Source organism: Alcaligenes faecalis (assembly GCF_002443155.1).
In the GTDB taxonomy this organism is placed as follows: domain Bacteria; phylum Pseudomonadota; class Gammaproteobacteria; order Burkholderiales; family Burkholderiaceae_B; genus Alcaligenes; species Alcaligenes faecalis.
Map to the genome: position 1 here is coordinate 2080742 of NZ_CP023667.1, position 19343 is coordinate 2100084.

Consider the following 19343-nt stretch of genomic DNA (forward strand, 5'->3'; position numbering starts at 1 on the left):
ATACCCCTAGAACAAGAAATGCTCCCTGTCTCGCAGCCATCTTAGTAATAGAGCTAAGCATTGCTTGGTCTAGGGCTGTCATCCAACAAGTGCATCCACACGTTACCAATATGTGGATGCGCCACGCATCACCGAATCTACGGCTCAAGCTGGGTAATTTGCTGCATGCGGCGTGCTACACGGTCAGTGCAAGCCGATGCAATAGCCAGAAGCTCAACATCGCTGGCCGCGCACCCTACTTCGCCAATCTCGATGTTACGAGCCAGTTTGGCAAATGACATGATGTAGGCGTTAGACGGGATGGGAGTGATCTGCACATTTAAGTCCTGCTCACGGTTGTCTCGATCAAACCGAACATTCCAGCGCTGTGTACGTAGATCAGCTTCAGATTGCATTAGGGTCTGGAAAATACGCTGAGAGATAGCTGCCGCCAACGCCTGAGCCTCGATGGTCCTCTGCTGCGTTCCGTAGCCACCAGTCTTGCGGATACTGGGCAAAACTTCCGATGTAACCCATTTACGAAATCGATGGGGGACGGTATTAGGCTTCACCGCATCACGGCAACGAAGCGCTAAGGTATACATGCCGGATTCGGAGACAACAACAAGGCTGCCACCACGATCTAACTTCAAGTTAGACCGCTCATCCTCATCTAGGGATGCCGTGGCTTTCGATGGGTTGCTTAGCTTCAGCGCTCTGCATACATCTGTAGCAACAAACCACGGCTCTCCGTTGATCATGATGATCCGGACAGCATGAGATTCAAATTTGAAAACCGAAGGGGTGTGACTGGAGGCGGCAAGCGCCAGAGTGGGTTGGTGCATGATTGCTCCTTTGCGAGACTTGAGAGTCATCGCCGGAGCACTCTTACATGCACCGGCAATGGCGGCCAGGAGGTTAAGAGCCCGTGCAAAGCCGGGTGGACTTCTTTCCCTTTCGGGTCTTGTATCCGTCGCCCTCCCGGCCATTGATCTGTATGGCGCGGGCGCAAAAAAACCGCGTATCTATCGGGAGCGGATGCCGCTTTGCACTGGAGCTCTTACCCTCCATCCCTTCCGGGACGAGTTAAGTGTACCCCTAGGTAAACGGCTTCGCAACGCCCCCGCCAACAATCAAGCTACATGCCTTGTGCTGCCGCCCGCTGTTGAGCTACTGATGCACCTGGTGGCACGAATCCCATCTGAAACGCCAGTTGCTTGGTGGCGAACTCCAGCCGGAAGTAATAAAGCGCCCTGGAGATACTCAGCCGCTCCAGCTTCTCCTTGATAGCCCCCGGTCGGACGTAATGCATAGACAGGATTGCCCGATATTCCGGGTGTATAGCATTTACCTCCGCGTCCAAGCGCTCCACTTCTTTATCCGAGACAAACTCCGATGGGTCCATGTGAGTGCCTCCGTCTACACGCATGACCATGAAAGCCGCTTTCTTCGGATAACCCAATACACTCCGGTTCTCCCCACGCTTCCAGCGCCCCCACTCACCCAGCAAGATTTCAATCTGCGATTTCATACTTCCCCCACTTCAATCTTCAGATACCCGCGCTTGGCTGGGTCCAATCCATCATCAACAATCAGCGGTCGAAACCGTTTGTCATCCACCTCAAGGGCTTTGGCGATGCCGTCAATCTGCGGCTTGATGCAGGCCAGCAGGTTGTCCAGGTCGCGCCCCCTGCGATCCGGAGACATGAAAGTCACTTTCACTGGGATGCGATCCCCGCCGATGAAGCGCCGCCGACCAAGCTCTACGACTGCCGCCACACGTCCATCGCGCCTTGCCTGCTCCTTGGCTGACTGGACCCCACCCCAGTGCCGCCCGTTCTTGCGATTGGGCATTAGCCGCATATCAGGCCAGGGCAGCACCAGAGTTAATGCGGTTGCCTCGGTCATGCCTGGTCTCCTACTGCTGCCTGAGCCATGCGTACGATGGCGGGTGTGCGTCCTTTCGGATTACCCATGATTTCTTTAGCCCATGCCTTGTGGTCTTTACCTTTACGGCTGATGGCTTTCTGCGCCATTTCACGCATGGCCTTTGTTCCCTGTTCGCTTTGAGCCACGCTTGATGGCGCTGGCAGTGCTGGCGCTGGGTCTGGAATATCGGGCCACGCCCCCAGGGCCAGCTGGGCATGGAGTGCTTTCTTCCAGCGCCCTTCCATCTGCTGGTAGGCTTGGTTCAGCAACTCAAACCGACCCACAGCTACCGCAGCATGAAAGATCGCAGGGTGTGACCACTCACCACGCTCACCTCGCTCTCGGGCTTGCATGCCCCGCACTGCTTCAAAGAACGCCACATCCGGCTCCAGGTAGGGACGGCAGGCCCGCAAGAACTCGGTCAGGCTTGGTGGCCAGTCGTACATGCGTCGGCTGTTCTGGATTCCCAGGGCAACATCCACCGGCACAATGCCCTCTTCATCGAATGCCTCGGCCCAGGCTTGTTCCCAGTTCGACATGGCTGCCTCGCCCACAAAGTTGGATTTCCACTTGCCGGGGTACAGGCCATCCATCCGGGCGTACAGGTGTTCCATCAGCGTTTTGCCATCCAGCTTGGGTACTGGCTTCAACCAGGCGCTCTCGCGCTCAAACGTCGACAACATCGCCACCTCCTTGGCTTTCCGCTTGTCGTTTGCGTCGTCGCTCTTCGATGTACGCATTCGGATCAAACTTTCCACTCCGAGCCACTGGCCCGCCCCCTGGCTGGTCCTGCGACATTCCCCGCGTTAGCCAGTCGGCTTTCCCTCCCCGCCATCCGCGCAGCATGCACTCGGCCAGAAAGTCATCAACGCTGAACCCAGCAGCCTGGGCTTTATGTGCTTCCGCCCCCAAGCGGTTTGCAGCGGTCTGGGTCAGCGGTGCTTTGATCGCTTTGCGGTGCTGCAGGTAATCGGCCCAGACTTCTGGCGATGGGTTTACAGGCCAGTGCTCAAAGCTGAACGAAGGCGAGTTTTCTTTTTTGGTATTTTTTTCTTCTGTAGTCTCTGTAGTAATCTCTGTCTTTATTAACGAACTGCGCTTTGGGTGGTTCGGGGATGGCGCTTTGGGGGTTTCGGTATTTGCGCTTTCGCTATTCCCGAATTGCGTTTCCGCGTTTCGGGAATCGACGTTTTGTCGTTCGGGGTTTTCGACTTCACCCGCCCCCGCAATCAGTCGATCAAAGGCATCACGGTCCAGCTTGAAGTACAGCTTGTGCTCAATACGCTTGTGGGTCTCGGTGATAAGCCCGCGGTCGCGCAACTGGCGACGTGCCGTGGTCTGCTCGCGAACGGACAAGCCTGTTTCTGCCTCCCATTGTTCTGCGGTCTTGTACACACCCAGCTCGGCATCCTCCATGCGTTCGTCCCAGTAGATGAGCTGAGACAGGAAGATGGCTGCGTTAACGCCCCCTACCATTCGTGCCAAGGCGGGGTGATAGGCTATCGGACGCCCTATCGTGCGCATCAGGTCGGATGCACTTAGCATGTCACCTGCCTCCTCAAATACGCCCCTACGAACGTCTCTACGTCGCGGTCGGCTTGCTCAGGCCATTGGCCCAAGCGTTTCAATTCATCGCGTGTGTTCTGCAGCCAAGTAAGCTGCAATCCCACGGCTGTGTCTTTGTCGTAGATGCCGCCTTGGTCATGGAGTCCATGGCAACCCCGACGCAGGAAGCCATCAGCGCAGAGCGGAAAAACCAAAGCGTCTGAGACCTTTAGGCCCAAGCCTTTACCGAACTCAACCCCATTCATGTGCGCTGCTTGTGAGCGCTTCTCTAGGCCACAATTGGCGCAGGGTAATGCCGCTACATTCTTTAAATGCTGCTCAGAGCGGAATACAGCCGGCAGTTTTGGCTGGTGCTTGAAAAGGGTTCCCACCAGCTTGGCTACGACCATGGGCATGCTCGGGCCCTTCTTTTCCTTTGGCTTGGCTTTGAAGGCGCTGCGCTTAAGTGCCTGGCGACGCTGCAGCTGTGTGCGCTGTGGCCATTCTGTTTTCTTCATCGCAACTGGTCCTTCAAAGAGGTCGGCAGCGTGAAGAACAGGCCCATGCCGTCAAGGGTGCGCACGAAGTGCTGTGGGTTCACCATCGCCAGGCTATCCGTGCCGAACTCTGCGTAGAGCCGGTCTTTGATCTGCTGCTGGCGCTCATGTGGCTCTTGGTCGAAAGCGACTTTCAGGATTTTGCATACCTGGGGGTTGTTGAACCAGCCCAGCTTGTACAGGTCGGTGTAGTAGGTGCCGTAGGGTGCTTTGGTCATGCGGAGACCTCCTTGCGGTGCCAGCGGGTCACGTTGCGGATGATGCGGAAACACAGCACGATCAAATCACGGGCCTTTGCCACCACCATCTCGCGCTCTTCGGTGGTCACTCTGCCGTCCGCTGTCGTGCCAGTGATTGCGCTGCACATCTGCCCCAGCTCAGCAGCTGCTTTAAGTGCCTTTTCATTCAGGGCGCCGGCCTCGTCGACGAAGCCGCCTTCAGGCTCAGGAGGCATTTCAACCACGCTCAAACCACCCTGCTGAGCAGCAGCAATGAGCCAGTCCCGTGCGCTTTCCCGGCAATCGGCCAGTTCTTCCAACCACTCGGTGAGCAGAAACGCTATGTCCAGATCCAATTGCTCTCCGCCCGTCAGCTTTCGGCGCAGGGACTCTGGGTGGATGGTTACGGCGCGACGGTCAGAGAGAAACACGGCAGCCGCGCCAACGCCGCCTGGGGCCTGACGGACGGCACTGTAGAGCGCGTCTCGCCAGTTCAAGGAAGAAAAACGTCTTGTCATTGGGCTGAACTCCTGTGTATTTCAGCGTTTCGCCCACCCCTGACAATCGCTACAGTAAAAGTGTGAAAAGTACGTAGTGATTAATCAGGGACGGGAACTACAAATGGAAAAAATCGGTCGTGAAACTGAAAATGCGGGGATGGATAAAAAAGAACTCCCCCGCTTTGAAGTCATTGATAGAGCTACTGAGCTGGCCTATGCGGCTTTCAGATGCCCTACCGATGACCACATCACCGGCATATACGACCGGCTTGTTTGGAATGAACGGCATGGCCTGGGTGAGCTCGGGGCCATTACCGTTCATTGAGGTGGTCAATCCCGATCAGCTATGCTTAGAGATGCAAGTAACTAAACTTTTCTTAAAAGGGACTGACCATGAAATTGCAACTAGCGACTCTTTCTATTAACGAGCTCGATGAAGAGACTTTCTTCGTTAACGCCAGGGTGGAAATCGTCGTACCTCAAGAAATCAGCGCTGCCGGATTTATTGAGCTAAGTCTTGACCTGGACCGCGAAACACTCGGGAAGATGACCTTTAACGAGATCTCCGATTTGGCGGAGCAACAAGCGCTGGCCGCTGTAGCAGCTTCGAAATAGCGCCACTTGGGCGAAGCTCATTCAGCACTACAGCGCGGGCTGACTTATCTACGCCCCCGTTGTCTCCCCATTGGGTTAGTGCCGGACGGATCAGCCAGAGCACCAGGCGGGCGTACAGACGTTTAAGCATGTGCGCCCCCTTTTGTAATGCAGTCAGGGGGACCGATGGGGATGCGGTCGTCAGGTTTGGGGTCGGGGGTGTTGGGCATGTGGGGTTCCTTTAGTTCAGGCCAAATATCTCCGCGAAGCTCCTCACGCCGTACACGCCCCCCAGACTCAATATCAAGTCGTCGGGCGAGACCGCCATCCAATCGATGCCCCCGTGAGATAGCCTTCCTGAGATATCCCAGCGTGGTGCCACACCTCTCGGCATAAGCAGCTTGGGTGGGTCGGTCTAGGCCGTTCAGATAGGTGCGAAGAGTTTCCATGCACAAATCTTACCTATAGGTAATTAATTTATCAATACCCATAGGTCATTTACTCGCAGGTAATAATTAGTTGAAATCTGCCCATGGATAAATTTGAACAACGTCGTCAAGCATTGCTCGCGCTACGTGCGCAGCTAGGGCATGGAGCCATCTCACAGATCGCTTCACGAATTGACGTTGACCCCAGCTACGTTTCTCGCATGCTTTACCCTGAAGGCAAGGCGGGCCAAAAGCGTATTGGCGAGGATAATGTTGAGCGACTGAATGCCGCTTTTCCTGGCTGGCTTGATGCTGAAACCGGGGAACTGACAACCGCGGTCAGCAGCGCACCGCCCCCTGGTTACGTAAGGCTGGAACACCTCTCCCCCACCCCCTCTATGGGGCGTGGCCGGGAACTGGACGCCCCCGTACAACTAGTTCAGCACTTGGATGTGCTCGAACAATGGGTGCGTGAGAAAGTCGGTAGTGTGAACCCGTCCCGCATCAAGGTATTGACTGGCAGCGGAAACAGCATGTCGCCCACCATCAATGATGGAGATTTGGTGTTTGTGGATGTGGAGTGCCGCAGCATCGAAGCAGCTGGTATCTACGTGCTTGATGTCGCTGGTCGGTTGATACTCAAGAAAGCAATGATTCTAAGCAATGGGATGCTGATCATCCGCAGTGACAACGTTGATGAGTACCCAGATGAAGAGCGCTACGATCTGCGCCATATTGCTGAGGCTATCACTGTGTGCGGTAGGGTTATGGCCTGGTGGAGCCTGAGGAAAGGTTGAATATGACAGATATCGAATTGCCCCAGCCCAGGGAGGCTGTACGTAAGAAGGACTGAGCAGGAAGAGACAAGGAGCCGTTTGGCTCCTTATTTTTTAGAAATGAACAAAGCTGCTACAAGTAGTCGTTATTAGGAGACAAATCATGCAGCTTAGACGAACTGCTGGAGGGCTCGAAAATTGAAACAGACATGTAAATTGAAATTTATATCGAATTTGCTATAATGATTGGGTTCCGTCTCGAAGGCACCTCTAAAGCTGACTTAAGTGGATACGTTCTAACGGACCCACTTGTTGTCACGAGGTTTACAGCGTTCCTTGAACAGGCTAAATGCGACCCTGATTTACTGACAAAACTATCAACACATTCATATGACGATGCGGACATTAATGTGAAGAAGTGGATTGCTCAGCACAATCAGGGCCGAGCCATTTGGCGCCTTAAGTTTTTTTGCTTTAAAGCAAGATATCCTGACTATCGGATTTTTTACTGCATCGACTCACCGTCAAAGCGAAAAACAACTGTGTGCATTCTAGGCATCAAAAGACGAGAAGACATTGACTATGACAATGAACAGCATCCTACAAGTCGCGACATCATCGGTGCTTTTAATCGGTGCTGCTCCCGCATATACATGTGAGCACGTCAGTCCGGATCCCCAGTTCCATTTCGGAAGTCTGGTATTCGATGTTGGCGGAAACGGTCAAGCAGAGCTGGGGGTCGACTCAAGCGCAACTGACGCCTTGGATTTTCTGAATGGACTAATCAAACAGCACGGCCTTGAATCGGAGATGCCCGCAGCCAGGAAATGGGTGGCAGAAGAGTTCTACCCAGGCGAGCAAACCCTCAGCTCCTTACGGCTAAATCGTGGCTTCACGCAACTGGAACTAGCTAATAAAATTGGGGTTCCGCAATCCACTATCGCTAGAATTGAAACCGGTAACAACACACCTTCTGTCGAAAGGGCGGGTGAGATCGCGCATGCACTAGGAGTGAGTCTGGATGAATACTATGCAGCTTTCAAAGTCTCACGACAAGGCAAAAGTGTATGATTAATAACGCATTAGCTACCGCCTACTTTGCCGAAGGCATCCGAAGGGAAGTGTCGGGCCAGCATACTATCGTTGGTATTTACGACGATATATCCGAATTTACAAAGCTTCCAATCAAACTGTCGAAGTTAAGCATTATTGTGACTCTCTCAACCTTAGTTGAACGCCCGTTTCGACCTATGATGGTGCGCGTGAGATTCCGCGAGGGGGAGACTTTATTTAGCGATAAGATTCCTGAAGAGTTGCGCTCCCATCAGCAAGAAGCAATAGATAATACGTCCAAAGACTCAGCTTGGATCTACCTTAAGGTGGTAATCAATCTGGAAGACGTTGAGGCGACCGAAGGCAGCAGGCTAGTAGTTGAATTCGAGGACGAACAGGGAGATATCGCCCGTTCGAACGCCCTAACCTTCAAGTCCCACTCAAAAGCTGTTACAGAGTTTGGAGAGCAGTAGTAGCCACAAAATGTCTACTCTTCCTGCCCTGGCACTAAAGCCCCTCCCGGGGCTTTCTTGTTAGGCGTACAGACCAGGCCCTGGCGCCCATAGGTCCCAGGAAACGTTACAAAGCACTTCTATGCTTAAGTGGGCGCAAAGCCCATACTGGTACAATAAGGCCGGTGTCATTTAAAGATAGCAATCTCGCTATCGCACTACCCTTCAAATTCCACGCCACACCATTGCTTAGGAAAACCTCTATTTCCAGGCTGCAGCGGTAATTTGAAGTCATACATAAGGTATTACTATCTACGAAAAACTTAACCAGGCTAGTCGCAGCCCACTACACACTTCTCCGTTGCGCGAGCCCGCTCGCCGAACAGTCGAAAGCCATCAAACCTATACAAAACAAGTGGTGTCGACCCGGCAAAAACTTATCCGACAGCTAAAAGACCGATTCCCCGGCCTTCCGTTCTGATACGTCAGCTCACGTAACGAGCCTATACGACAAAGCCCCTCCCGGGGCTTTTTGTTATCTGCCGTACTTTCCCAAGGTTGCCGTCAAGCAATCCACCTCAGCTTCCACCCCCGCTGATGCCCGACAAGTCACTAAAGCATTGCTACAACTAATCGCACCACTGGGGTCCTCTGCGACCTTAGCTGTACATGTAGCCTGCACCTTCCCCCGCAGATCCCTCGCCTTGGGCTCCATTTGGCGATCCCGCTCCTTTTGCGCCCTAGCTGACACAACCTCCTGAACACACTCAGCATCTTTGCAGTCTCTTGCATAAACGCACTGCAGCCCAACCTCTTCCGGTGATGTCTCTGCAAAATAGCCTTTGCCATTCACTATCGCAAACAGCTTAGGGCCAGTGTAGGCAGCATACTGATTCTTGGAGTTAACAGTCCCGCATATGACTCCAGGGCGAACTGTTTGAACCTTCTCAAACTTTGCTGAATAAGGATCAGCAAGCAAATCCTTCACTGGGTCAAGATTTGGTCCAAACAGGCTAAATCCCGCGGCTGTTGAGGGCACACTCAATACAATAAGAAGCAGCCCGAACGACATCAGCGCACTCGAAATCCACTCACGAGCGTTACCTCCCCTCTGGCTACGCCTGAGCATCAAACTGCCTGTCCGCATCCCACTCTCCGAAAAGCTCGTAACAAGAATCAAAACGTAACAGCATCTTAGCCTGCTAGTGCATGCAGGCCCATTACCCATATCGTTTAAATAATTACCTATAGGTATTGTTTTATTAATTACCTTTGGGTAATATTCATCCATCGATCTTTAACAACCCACCTGCCGATGTTGCTCACCCCGCCTATGTGGAGGTGTTCGTCCGGCTCAATAGCACCCACAAGCATGGTTGTGGCTCTGCGCGGTATCTCTGCCGTCTCCAGTCCGTCAAAGCACGGTTTACGGAGAAAGAGGGTGAGGCGTAGACGGCCAAAAACGGAAACGGTCATGCTGGTTGGAATCCCAGCACTCATGGCCCCTTTGGTGGGGCCGCATCTGAAACCGTCCTACTCAGGGCGGTTTTTCATGCGAGGAGATTTGTATGTCGAGCGTCACGGTATCAACGACCGTCGATATTGATGTGGATGTCGAGCTCAGCGACATCGATACAAGCGATTTGATTTCAGAGCTGGAGAGTCGGGGCATAGAAGGCATTGATCATGCGCCCGCTCTCCAAGCAATGTTCCAAGCGCTTTCGCTGGGCCAAGAAGATGAGGCTCTGAAGCTGCTGCGCACCTATCTTTGTGATTGTCTTGGGCGTGTGATGTAACACCGCGCCCCCACTGTAGGAGATCGGCATGTCCGCTTTCTGTGTGTTTGGTATGACGGAATCGCTGGCCAAAACGCTGGCGGCTCGCAAAGCCCCCCCAAGAAGGAGCTGGAGAAAATGACTGCAGAGGATCTGCAGCAATGGTACGCAGATCGTGCTGCAAAGATTTTTGAATCAGCCAAACATCGGCAGGTGTCGCCTGAGTTTGATGCACCCCAGTTTTGCCATGATTGGATTGCAGTGGCCCGCAAGACGGTTGGTCATGATGGACTGCGCATCATGGTCCGCCAGCCTAAACCAGATGGAAGGCCCAATAAGCGCACCGGCAAGGTTCCTATGGCATGGCTGCCCTTCTCGCCGTGACGCTAAAACGGCACATCATCAGTTTCCGCGGGAGCGAGACTAACTAAGAGCACTATTTGAGCAGCACACACGGCCATGACGTACTCTGAAATCTCAGGGCTAACCTCTCCCCCAGAAGCCGCACCATGAGAAACACCGTTTGCACTCCCCCTCAAGGCATAGATAGCAGAGAGTGTATTTAATACTGGGGTTAGCAGTTTCTTGGAACAACGTTCGCTCTTGAACCAGCCAATTAACTCACTTAATGTTTTTGCCCGCGACTCCGGAAACAGCCTAATTCCGGCCGCCTCTAAAGCACAAACCGCCTCCTTGACAGAGTTTTCATAGTCAGCCCCCTTCGATGTGCGGAAAAAATCTAGTGCTTTATGAAAGTGCTTCCTAGCTTCTAATAACCTACTATCATTTAGAACGGTTTGTGACTTAGAGATTAGGTTCTCGGTGTTTTTTCTTCCAAATCTGACTACAGAACCATCAATAAAATCATATGCCAAGCCTTCCTCTCGAAAAACTCTTCTCAACTCTTTTTCTAAAAAGGCTCGCGGGATCGCACGATCCTCACTGACCAATTCCCCAAAATTCGTATATTCAGAGTGACATACTATCTTTGAATACAATCGCTCACAAAAGTCATACACCCTTTCCCAGGAAAGGTAATCAATTGAAGAGAATGTAGAGCCCCGTAAACCACTTTCATCGGTGTAGGCAGTTACACGGTAATCTCGCGGCGCCTCACCTAAAACTCTATCCAACTCTTTAGCGAGAACTCCCCAATCAGCGATGTACCTCAACTCTACCAGCTCAGCTAGTAAATGCTTAAGGGAATTCCTCGCACTAATTGGAAAATCGTCAGCGATAGACTTCCGAGCCTCACCAATACGAACAGAAAACGGCAGTATCTCCATCCCAACCCCATTCAAACAGTAAAAAATCCAATCGCAATATCTGCCATTGCCAACCAACCGTCAAGCCCCACCTTCCAACGAAGCGTGGGGCTTTTTCTTTTCTAACAGGAGGCGCTATGACCGCGCTCGCTTATTTGATGTTGCTCGCTGGCCTGGTAACTGCTGGGCTACTAGTCGACAAGCTGTGGGTGCGTGTCCTGCACCCCAATATGGCTCATCGTTTCGGCTGGGAACCACTCCCTGCTGACAGTGAGATTCCTACAGGCTGGTGTCTTGGCTCTGCTGCTGCGGTCACGGTATCAGCTGGCTTGCTCAACTACATCGCCCCCGCAGCGGGCTTCTAATATGGCTTCAGTCAACAAAGTAATTCTTGTCGGCAACCTTGGGCGAGATCCCGAAGTCCGATACCAGGCCGGTGGCTCCCCCGTGTGCAACATCTCGATTGCCACTACTTCCAGCTGGAAGGATAAGCAAACCGGCGAACTCCGAGAGGAGACCGAATGGCACCGTGTGGTGTTCTACAACCCTCTGGCTGAAATCGCGGGTGAATATCTGCGTAAAGGTCGTCCTGTCTACGTAGAAGGTCGTCTGCGCACCCGTAAATGGACAGGCCAGGACGGTCAGGAGCGCTTTACGACCGAAATCATCGCCGAGCAAATGCAAATGCTGGGTGGCCGTGACGGTGGCGGTCACATTGACTAATAGAGACGCTGATCTCAAGCATCAATGGCCTGAGTGATAAGGGAATTAACACGGCTTTGTATTAAACGCTGGGCGCCAGCTACTGCAGCCTTCGTGTTCAAGTGTGACCTAATTAGTATAGGAGACATCCGCTTAAAGTGCTCAAAATCATCCCGTAGGAGGCGCTCCACCCCCTTTACACCCTGTAAAACAGATAAATTTGAAGCCCTGAGGTTAATCATCTCACTATTATTAGTCTCAAAATTAACGAACAACCGCCCAAAAAGAGAGTATGTCCTTATCAAATGGTTAACTAAGTCTGGATCGCCGATAACACCCACTCGATGAGCCAAAGACTGAAAGATAGGAAACCTAGGATTTGGAGGCATCCAAAACATATCAAAGGCATCTTCTTCATTATGCTCTTCTAATAACCCGCCTCCCATCTCCAAGTAACGTGACCATTCAACTTCGAGCTCAGCATTTAAAGCTCTCAGGATAGCCACTTCATCTTTTTTTGCCTGCTCATAAGCTAAGTCATCTGCCAGCTTTCTCGCCTTTTTATTGCCCAAGTGAACGACATAAATCGCGGCAGCTACTGCACCGATCGTGCCGAAAGCCTGAATCCAAGAGGCCCAAGCTGCAGAGTCATCTGGAAATTGCCATACAAAAATTCCCGCAAAAACTAAGCCAACAATAATGCATAGCAATGCCCAGCAAGGCAGTTCGTCTCGGTTTTCCAATTTTCTACTCCTAAGCTCGCTCCGCTCCGATATCAGAGTGAAAGCATAGCCCATCCTGAAAGGAATACTCCCATGTGGTTTAAAAACCTGCGTATCTTTCGTCTTGACCCTCGGTTCGATGTTTCAGCGCAAGAGCTCTCAGCGATGCTCAATGAAGAGCGCTTCACATCATGCGGCAGCCAAGAACCACTCAGCCTTGGCTGGGTGCCGCCGCGTGAAGGTGGTGGGCTGATCCATGAGGTGAATGGGCAGTATCTGATCTGCATGCGTGCTGAAAGGAAACTGCTGCCGAGCGCTGTGGTCAACCAGGCTGCACGCGAGAAAGCCCGCGAAATCGAAGAGCAGCAAGGCTACAAGCCAGGCCGCAAGCAGATGAAGGAAATCAAAGAGCAGATCATCATTGATCTGATGCCCCGCTCTCATGCTGTGCAGCGCGACACCAAGGTCTGGATCGACACACGAAATCACTGGTTTGTCATCGATACTGCAGCCGTGGCTAAGAGTGATGAGGTGCTGGGTCTGTTCGCCAAGAGCGTGGAGCCCTTCCCTGTTCTGCCCCTGTATACCGAGTGGTCACCCGCTGGCGCTATGACGGCCTGGCTGGTGGATGAAGAGCAACTGGCCAACTTTACTGTGGACCAGGACACTGAACTGCGCTCCACCGGCGACAGCGGTGCCACCGTGCGCTACGTCAAGCAAAGCGCCGACATTGACGAAGTGCGCAAGCACGTTGAAGCCGGCAAGCAATGCACTCGTTTGGCCATGACCTGGGCGGATCGCATCAGCTTTGTGCTGACCGATGCGCTGGACGTCAAACGCGTGGCCCCGCTGGACATCTTGACTGAAAAGCAGGACGTCCCGGCAGTCAATGACAACGAGATCTTTGATGCCGACATGACCTTGATGACCTCCGAGCTGGCCAAGATGATCAGCGATCTGGTCGTGACGCTGGGTGGTGAGCGGTCATCATGAGCCGCGCCTACTGCAACAAACCCCTGCCCCGCCTTCGACACATCGAACCGGGGCAATTTTTTACCCTTCGCCATGACCCCACGCCTCGGATTCTGCTGCACAAATCGAAGCATCACGGTCATTTCAATAACGGATATGCATCCCTGTGCCATGAGCTTGAGTACAGCTGTGTGGTCTGGGGTGAGAACGGATGGGAGGCTAAACATGAGCCACGACTTTGATTGCCCGTACTGCGAAGCGCCCTTTGAGGTTTGTCACGATGACGGGCACGGTTACGAAGAAGGTGTTCTGCATCACGATCACTGCCGATCATGCGGAAAGCACTTCACTTTCACAACATTCATCAGCTTCTATTTCGAGCCCGAAAAGGCTGATTGCTTGAATGATGGCCAGCATATCTGGGAGCCAAGACGCACCTATCCGGTTGAGGCCACTCGCATGGAGTGCCAAACATGTGGCGAAGTACGCCGTCCAACGCCTGAGGAAATGGCCGCTATTGTTGCTGCACGCCAGGAGGACAGCAGGCCATGACTCACACACACGAGAGCCTGTGCGATTTGGCCGTGAAGTGGCTCAAACGCCCTCACTCCCAGAATGGCCATGGCTGCAATGTGGCTGTAAGCGAGGCCCGCAGTGGCTGGGACGGAGAAATACCAGACGCCATCGGATTTCGCATTGCTACCCCGAACGTTGGCAGCGTAGTTGTCGAGTGCAAAGTAAGCCGCTCCGACTTCCTTGCTGACAAAGCAAAGCCCCACCGGAAAGAAAGAGGAATGGGCCACTGGCGCTACTTCATGTGCCCAGAGGGGCTAATCGATATTGAGGATTTACCGGAAGGCTGGGGCTTGCTGTGGGTCAACCAACGCAGCCATATCAAGATCAGGTGCGGCGCGGCAACCGGCGTAACCCTGGGATATGACGCCATGAAAGAGGTCTTCAGCGCTTGGCGACAAAACGCCAACGAGGAGCGCGAACGCTTTCTGCTGATCAAGCTGCTATCCCGAGTAGGCGATGCAGACCAAATGAACCGCTGGATACGCGAAGCCAATACAGAGCGACAGCGGATTGCGCGTATCGCTGACGACCGAGCCCGCCAGCTCCGGGACCTGCAGGCCGAGCTAACAGCCATCCGATTGAAAGAATGGAGCACCACCCAATGAACACCCACCCACACAACCAGGCACGATCCACCCCGCAAGAAGCGTTCAACCTGCAACGAGCAGCGCAGGTCTACGGCACACGCGCATTCATCCCGGTGACGTCCAAAGCCGCACCCAACCCGAATTACCCCCAGCTAAGGGAGAAGAAGCGATGAGCACAAATACACAAAACAACGCACCAGTGAGCTCGGAGCGGGCAGAGGCAGACGAACGAAAGGATTTCGCGAAATGGTATTACCGTGAGCACGGAAAATCTATTAGCACTTTCTGCAAATTCGGGCATTCAGATTGGAATAAGACTGAACAGAAACTATTCAAAGTGTGGGCTGCCCGAGCCTCCCTGTCCGCCCCCGCTGCCGCCCAGCCAGACGTCACGCAGCAAACGCTCGATGATGTGATGGCAGGTATCCCAGCAAGGGATGCAGAGATTGAAGCGCTGCAAAAAGAGAATTTGGCCCTGCTGCACCGAGCCGCAATAGATGCGGAAGTCGCTAGCAGGCTAGCTCGCAGGCTTTTCGAGATTTCAGCAGTTATCTTGCCAGATACGCCAATTGCACAACACGATATATCCGACCTGCTGGCACGCGTAAAAAGGGTAGTCTCCACTCTGGCGCAGCAGGTTGACAAATCACCAGAAACGCAAGAAAAGACGGTTGACAAATCGCCAGATTTGCAAGGTCACGCATCCGTTATTTTTGCCAAGGCGGTTGCCTGGGCCGATGCCCGTGTTGATGCCGCGCTGACACAGCCAGAACAAGAAGGCTATGGGTCGGCGTGTGATGATGCAGACCAAGCACACTACGAGCTGGTACAAGCATTGCGAAACTTGCGGGAGGCACAGCAACCTGTAAGCGGTGCTGATGGGTTGCTCGAAAGCCCGACGCGGGGCATGAGTCTGGGCCAGCGTATCGCCCACGTCGGAGGCCGCGAAAACGCGCAGGGCTACATCGAGTTCGGCTCACCTATGGCCGTGGATGCGCTGATTCAACACATCCTGCGCGACCTGACGACGTCGACGCCACAAGGTGCATTCCAGGCACGGTACCGCATGCCCGGCGGAAAGTGGTCAAGCTGGGGAGCCGTGACGTGCGGAGTAAAGGGGCATGAGCAGGAACTGCGCTATCTCGAAACCGAGGGCCAGCATATCGGAGGGTTCGATGCGTGGATCAAACGCGAATACCCGCACTTGGGGCCAATTGGCGATTGCGTAGCGATTGCAAGGGAGGCATGGAGCGCCGCACTCGCCCAGCAGGACGCCGAAAAGGTGGATGCGGAGCGATGGAGAGCTTACAGAGCCTCAGCCGCCGCGGATGACGCAGGTTTTCTTCAGCGGGCGCTGAATGCGATCGAGGCCATGGGACTCGAAGATGGACAGCTCCCGTCCGAGGATCAGATAGACGCCGCTATCGACGCAGCCCGTAAGGAGCAGGCATGAAACTCTTGTGCCGCCTCTTAGGGCATAAGCCCGACCCATGGTTCTACCTGCCGAGCCACCCCGAAATAGGCCCACCGTACTACGACGGAGTGATCCGCGCACACAGGGATTTACGGGTCCAGTGCCAGCGCTGCAACTCCATGTACACATTGGGCAAGGTAATCGACCCTCTCCTTTCTGGGCAGGCTGGGATGGATTTTTACGACCAACGACGCAAGGAGCAGGCCAGTGACCGTCAGCCTCTTCGGCATTGAGTTCAATTACCTGGTGATGCTGAGCAAGTTTCTTGACGGCTTTCTGCCAGGCATTGGGTTCATGATGGCCGTCACGCTTGCCTACTTGCTGGCGCTCTGGTTCTCACGAAAGTCTAAGTCCAAGCGCCGCAAGGTGCGTGTGAAGTTAATACGAAAGGAGGCTGCCCATGGATGACCTCACCCACCGCTTGCGCTGCAAGTACCCATTGGGGCCGATCCAGGCAAATGGAGAACCAGAGTTTGGATGGCGGGACTTTAGCGGGCCTGCTGTTGAAGGCATGGTACTGCCCACCGCAATCATGCTCGAAGCTGCGAACCGGATCGACCAGCAACAAAGAACCCTGACCAACATCGAGACCTTTGTCGCCTGCGATGCGTCCGCTATCTCGTATCTGAGCCTGGGTGAGTACCGGACAGCCCTGCTCAAAATGCTACGTGAAGGAGCAAACCCATGACCACATTCAAACGCATGATCGGTGACAAGACGATCAAGCGGGCAGATGCAATGAAAATCCGCCTGGAAGATATTCACGAAGAGCCAGGCTTCAATCTGCGAGATGAAACAGCAGTCGATGCTGATGGAGTCTCGTTTGAGGAAAGTATCCGAGATCTGGCCGAATTTATCGGGGCTGGCGGCACTTACCCAGCACTGGAAGTACGTCCGCGTGAAGAAGGTGGGGTGTGGGTAGTTGACGGATATCGGCGGCGACGCGCCCTGACCCTGCTCGATTCAGAAGGCAAGCTGCCCAGAACACCAGCGCGTGATGGTGGGCAGCCTGAAGCCTGGATCAGCATTGTGCCGTTTGAGGGAAGTGATGCTGAGCGCACCCTGCGTATCCTGACCAGCGTGGAAAACCGGCGCCTGGGAGCCCTGGAAGTAGCTCGGGGATACCGACGACTGGCGAACTTTGGCTGGACCACCACCCAGATTGCCCAGGGCGTGCACAAGTCTCGCACCCATGTTGAGCAAATGCTGATGCTTGCAAACTCCAATTCAGACGTACAGCGGGCAATCAACTCGGGCCAAGTGTCAGCGTCAGCAGCGGTCAGCCTGGTGCGCCAGCACGGCGAGCAAGCGGGCCAGGTCATCGAACAGGCGGCTGAGCGGGCGCAGGATGAGGGCAAGACGAAGGTCACACCCCGCATGTTGTCCGACCGCCCCCGCTTAACCGTGAAAGCTATCGCGCCCCCACTGCAGAAGTTTCTGCGATCTGCTGTCGAATACGAACGGACCGAACAAGGTGGCACAGATTACGTGCTTGTGCCGGCCCAGGCCTTACTCGACCTGCAGGCCATTATGAATACGGAGAAAGAAGAGTGAAAGCTACTTGCGAAAAACACAGTGAAGCCCAGGTACACCGCAGTCGCACTGGGTGCGTAGCCTGCGAAATTGATGAGCTGCAGCGCCAAATCACCGGCGCTCAAATGCTCAGCACACGCATGTGGAACTGGATGAACAACCCTGAGAATACGAAGGTTCGCACCACGGACCTGGATACTGAGCAGTTCCGCCAGCGGTTCCTGCAGGAGTTCCGGCAGGCCCACTAATGCAAGATCGAATTATGGAAGTCCTGGCCAAAACGGCCAAAGATTGGAATCTACCCGCCCCCCGTGGCGGGTTTTTTATGGAAGAAACATGCAAACCAACAATCACACAACTGATCTGCGGGGTGCAGCCGACATTTTGAAGGTACACCCCAAGACCATGCTTGAGATCATCCAGTCTGGCGCCGTGCCAGCGGCGAAGGTCGGACGCGCCTACGTCATGCTGACACGCGACGTTCTCAATTACTTGGACCAACTCTTGATCAAGCAGACTGCTGACCGCATGCGTGGGATCACCAAAGTGAATCAGCCAGGTCGGACCCGCGCAGGTTCGCGTACCTCATGAGCATGCGCTGGCTCTTGTGGCCAGTGATCCGCATGATCGCCGTCTCGGACAGGCGGGTTCTCTCAAACAGGCGGCTGGTAGCTTCATGGCGAAAGTCGTGGAAGTTCAAGTCCTCGATATCAGCCGCCGCAAAGACTCTCTTGAAAAGCTTTGAGAGGAAGTCACTTATTTTTGAAAGACTCGCTGCATCATGCCGCCCACCCCACCAAGGGAATAACCGATCATGATCCCATCCCTGCTCCGATCGGAACGCTAAATATCTCTCCAATGCTGACATAGCAACTGAGGACAAAGGCACCTGACGCTTATCGCCATTCTTTGTTTTCTCTAAAAACACCGTGCGCTGGCTCAGATCTACCTGCGCGAGCGTCAAGGTGTACATCTCCCTCAATCGCATCGCTGTCTCCACCGCCAGGATAAAAATGCACTCCAAAGCTGGCGCATATGGCAGATCAGTTCTTGCTCGCGGCAGTCGACCCGCTTGAATTACTGCCAGTATCTTTTCGTACTCGCCGCGCTCAAGCCGACGGTCCCGCTCGGTATCAACACGTCCACCACCAGACAGCGCAGCATCCATCTTCGTGTACTGTGCGTATCCATCCGGTAACGAGCGCAGTGGATGATCAGGGAACTGGACGTAGCCCTTTCTCATTCCCCAATCGGTACAACGCGCCAACGCCCCCACACGGGCACGGATAGTGGCTGGCGCAAGCTGCTCCACCCTTTTCATTTCTGAAATCCAATTATCTACCCAGCCGGCAGTGATCCTGGCCAACGGCCAATCGCCATGCATGCGCACAATCACGCGCAGCGATGCGGCGTCCTTTGAGGATGGGTGGGCTTCACGTTGGTACTCTCTGTCCAATGCATTGATCGTCAGGATGCGACCTTCTGGCTGGTGTTCGGAAGGAATAATCCCCCGATCCAGTAACGCTTCGAGGCGTTGGGCATACTCATCGCCTTCTTGCTCAGAGGCGAATGTCATATAGATCGGTTTTTCCAGCAACCCGGCTTTTTTGAATACGTATTCCCAGGTGCCGTTTGTGCGAATCCGCTTACCAGCCATTACATTTCTCCAGCACGCCATTCAGGCATAAACAGGCTTCAATGTAGGG

Annotated in this window: 29 protein-coding genes and 1 pseudogene; 19 read left to right on the forward strand and 11 right to left on the reverse strand. The window is 53.9% G+C overall.

Annotated elements, in window-relative coordinates; translation table 11 throughout:
* Positions 1–137: 137 nt before the first annotated feature.
* The 8 genes from CPY64_RS09730 to CPY64_RS09765 form a co-directional block, all read right to left on the reverse strand.
* Positions 138–824: a BRO-N domain-containing protein gene (locus CPY64_RS09730; protein ID WP_052362873.1), complete on the reverse strand. Its 687-nt coding sequence runs from the start codon at positions 822–824 to the stop codon at positions 138–140.
* 293 nt (positions 825–1117) lie between these two features.
* Complete coding sequence (locus tag CPY64_RS09735) at positions 1118–1510, reverse strand: DUF1492 domain-containing protein (RefSeq protein WP_042481310.1); 393 nt, start codon at positions 1508–1510, stop codon at positions 1118–1120.
* Positions 1507–1887, reverse strand: a complete 381-nt coding sequence (locus CPY64_RS09740) for a RusA family crossover junction endodeoxyribonuclease (protein ID WP_042481312.1) — start codon at positions 1885–1887, stop codon at positions 1507–1509. Before CPY64_RS09740 ends, CPY64_RS09735 begins: the two co-directional genes overlap by 4 nt.
* A complete protein-coding gene (locus tag CPY64_RS09745) occupies positions 1884–2591 on the reverse strand; it encodes a hypothetical protein (protein WP_042481316.1) in 708 nt (235 codons plus the stop codon). Before CPY64_RS09745 ends, CPY64_RS09740 begins: the two co-directional genes overlap by 4 nt.
* Entirely contained in the window at positions 2575–3453 is an 879-nt protein-coding gene (locus CPY64_RS09750) for a hypothetical protein (protein WP_052362874.1), read from the reverse strand. The genes CPY64_RS09745 and CPY64_RS09750 overlap by 17 nt, the downstream gene beginning before the upstream one ends.
* Positions 3447–3971 (reverse strand): DUF968 domain-containing protein, encoded by a 525-nt coding sequence (locus CPY64_RS09755; protein ID WP_052362875.1) that lies wholly within the window; start codon positions 3969–3971, stop codon positions 3447–3449. Before CPY64_RS09755 ends, CPY64_RS09750 begins: the two co-directional genes overlap by 7 nt.
* Positions 3968–4228, reverse strand: a complete 261-nt coding sequence (locus CPY64_RS09760; protein WP_042481319.1) for a hypothetical protein — start codon at positions 4226–4228, stop codon at positions 3968–3970. The genes CPY64_RS09755 and CPY64_RS09760 overlap by 4 nt, the downstream gene beginning before the upstream one ends.
* Entirely contained in the window at positions 4225–4746 is a 522-nt protein-coding gene (locus CPY64_RS09765; protein WP_042481320.1) for a phage regulatory CII family protein, read from the reverse strand. The genes CPY64_RS09760 and CPY64_RS09765 overlap by 4 nt, the downstream gene beginning before the upstream one ends.
* 103 nt (positions 4747–4849) lie before the next feature.
* Here CPY64_RS09765 and CPY64_RS19005 point away from each other — a divergent pair, with 103 nt between their 5' ends.
* From CPY64_RS19005 to CPY64_RS09815, 7 genes are all read left to right on the forward strand, one after another.
* Entirely contained in the window at positions 4850–5053 is a 204-nt protein-coding gene (locus tag CPY64_RS19005; RefSeq protein ID WP_123794744.1) for a hypothetical protein, read from the forward strand.
* Between the two features lie 68 nt (positions 5054–5121).
* A complete protein-coding gene (locus CPY64_RS09775; protein WP_042481328.1) occupies positions 5122–5343 on the forward strand; it encodes a hypothetical protein in 222 nt (73 codons plus the stop codon).
* A 511-nt stretch (positions 5344–5854) separates the two neighbouring features.
* On the forward strand, positions 5855–6547 hold the full coding sequence (locus CPY64_RS09785) for a S24 family peptidase (RefSeq protein ID WP_052362876.1): 693 nt from the start codon (positions 5855–5857) through the stop codon (positions 6545–6547).
* 561 nt (positions 6548–7108) lie between these two features.
* Positions 7109–7597 (forward strand): helix-turn-helix transcriptional regulator, encoded by a 489-nt coding sequence (locus CPY64_RS19195; RefSeq protein WP_226791358.1) that lies wholly within the window; start codon positions 7109–7111, stop codon positions 7595–7597.
* Entirely contained in the window at positions 7594–8052 is a 459-nt protein-coding gene (locus CPY64_RS09795; protein ID WP_042481330.1) for a hypothetical protein, read from the forward strand. The genes CPY64_RS19195 and CPY64_RS09795 overlap by 4 nt, the downstream gene beginning before the upstream one ends.
* A 1547-nt stretch (positions 8053–9599) precedes the next feature.
* Entirely contained in the window at positions 9600–9827 is a 228-nt protein-coding gene (locus CPY64_RS09810; RefSeq protein WP_035267847.1) for a hypothetical protein, read from the forward strand.
* 117 nt (positions 9828–9944) lie between these two features.
* Entirely contained in the window at positions 9945–10190 is a 246-nt protein-coding gene (locus tag CPY64_RS09815) for a hypothetical protein (RefSeq protein ID WP_096917385.1), read from the forward strand.
* Between the two features lie 2 nt (positions 10191–10192).
* Here the strand turns inward: CPY64_RS09815 and CPY64_RS09820 are convergent, their stop codons facing one another.
* Entirely contained in the window at positions 10193–11092 is a 900-nt protein-coding gene (locus CPY64_RS09820) for an AbiJ-NTD4 domain-containing protein (protein WP_042481341.1), read from the reverse strand.
* Positions 11093–11208: 116 nt separating this feature from the next.
* Between CPY64_RS09820 and CPY64_RS09825 the strand changes: the two genes are divergently transcribed.
* Together CPY64_RS09825 and ssb are read left to right on the forward strand one after the other, a co-directional pair.
* Positions 11209–11436, forward strand: a complete 228-nt coding sequence (locus tag CPY64_RS09825) for a hypothetical protein (RefSeq protein WP_042481344.1) — start codon at positions 11209–11211, stop codon at positions 11434–11436.
* Position 11437: 1 nt separating this feature from the next.
* Positions 11438–11782: pseudogene (ssb, locus tag CPY64_RS09830) on the forward strand (single-stranded DNA-binding protein); the annotation flags it as partial.
* 26 nt (positions 11783–11808) lie between these two features.
* On the opposite strand, the gene CPY64_RS09835 reads toward ssb, so the two are convergent.
* A complete protein-coding gene (locus CPY64_RS09835) occupies positions 11809–12516 on the reverse strand; it encodes a hypothetical protein (protein ID WP_123794746.1) in 708 nt (235 codons plus the stop codon).
* A 72-nt stretch (positions 12517–12588) separates the two neighbouring features.
* Between CPY64_RS09835 and CPY64_RS09840 the strand changes: the two genes are divergently transcribed.
* From CPY64_RS09840 to CPY64_RS09880, 10 genes are all read left to right on the forward strand, one after another.
* Entirely contained in the window at positions 12589–13488 is a 900-nt protein-coding gene (locus CPY64_RS09840) for a recombination-associated protein RdgC (protein WP_042481351.1), read from the forward strand.
* Between the two features lie 204 nt (positions 13489–13692).
* Entirely contained in the window at positions 13693–14019 is a 327-nt protein-coding gene (locus tag CPY64_RS19010; protein WP_123794748.1) for a hypothetical protein, read from the forward strand.
* A complete protein-coding gene (locus CPY64_RS09845; RefSeq protein ID WP_042481353.1) occupies positions 14016–14648 on the forward strand; it encodes a hypothetical protein in 633 nt (210 codons plus the stop codon). The genes CPY64_RS19010 and CPY64_RS09845 overlap by 4 nt, the downstream gene beginning before the upstream one ends.
* Entirely contained in the window at positions 14645–14803 is a 159-nt protein-coding gene (locus tag CPY64_RS19015; protein WP_155274656.1) for a hypothetical protein, read from the forward strand. Before CPY64_RS09845 ends, CPY64_RS19015 begins: the two co-directional genes overlap by 4 nt.
* On the forward strand, positions 14800–16083 hold the full coding sequence (locus tag CPY64_RS09850) for a hypothetical protein (RefSeq protein ID WP_042481356.1): 1284 nt from the start codon (positions 14800–14802) through the stop codon (positions 16081–16083). The genes CPY64_RS19015 and CPY64_RS09850 overlap by 4 nt, the downstream gene beginning before the upstream one ends.
* 228 nt (positions 16084–16311) lie before the next feature.
* A complete protein-coding gene (locus CPY64_RS09860) occupies positions 16312–16512 on the forward strand; it encodes a hypothetical protein (RefSeq protein WP_042481362.1) in 201 nt (66 codons plus the stop codon).
* On the forward strand, positions 16505–16792 hold the full coding sequence (locus CPY64_RS09865; RefSeq protein ID WP_042481363.1) for a hypothetical protein: 288 nt from the start codon (positions 16505–16507) through the stop codon (positions 16790–16792). Before CPY64_RS09860 ends, CPY64_RS09865 begins: the two co-directional genes overlap by 8 nt.
* Positions 16789–17658, forward strand: coding sequence for a ParB/RepB/Spo0J family partition protein (locus tag CPY64_RS09870; protein WP_052362877.1), 870 nt, complete (start codon positions 16789–16791; stop codon positions 17656–17658). Before CPY64_RS09865 ends, CPY64_RS09870 begins: the two co-directional genes overlap by 4 nt.
* The gene (locus tag CPY64_RS09875) at positions 17655–17885 is read left to right on the forward strand and encodes a hypothetical protein (protein WP_042481366.1); all 231 of its coding nucleotides are present in this window, start codon (positions 17655–17657) and stop codon (positions 17883–17885) included. The genes CPY64_RS09870 and CPY64_RS09875 overlap by 4 nt, the downstream gene beginning before the upstream one ends.
* An 88-nt stretch (positions 17886–17973) precedes the next feature.
* Entirely contained in the window at positions 17974–18228 is a 255-nt protein-coding gene (locus tag CPY64_RS09880) for a helix-turn-helix domain-containing protein (RefSeq protein WP_035272393.1), read from the forward strand.
* On the opposite strand, the gene CPY64_RS09885 is transcribed toward CPY64_RS09880, so the two are convergent.
* Positions 18176–19294, reverse strand: a complete 1119-nt coding sequence (locus CPY64_RS09885; RefSeq protein ID WP_042481370.1) for a site-specific integrase — start codon at positions 19292–19294, stop codon at positions 18176–18178. The two genes, CPY64_RS09880 and CPY64_RS09885, sit on opposite strands and share 53 nt — an antisense overlap.
* Positions 19295–19343: the final 49 nt, after the last annotated feature.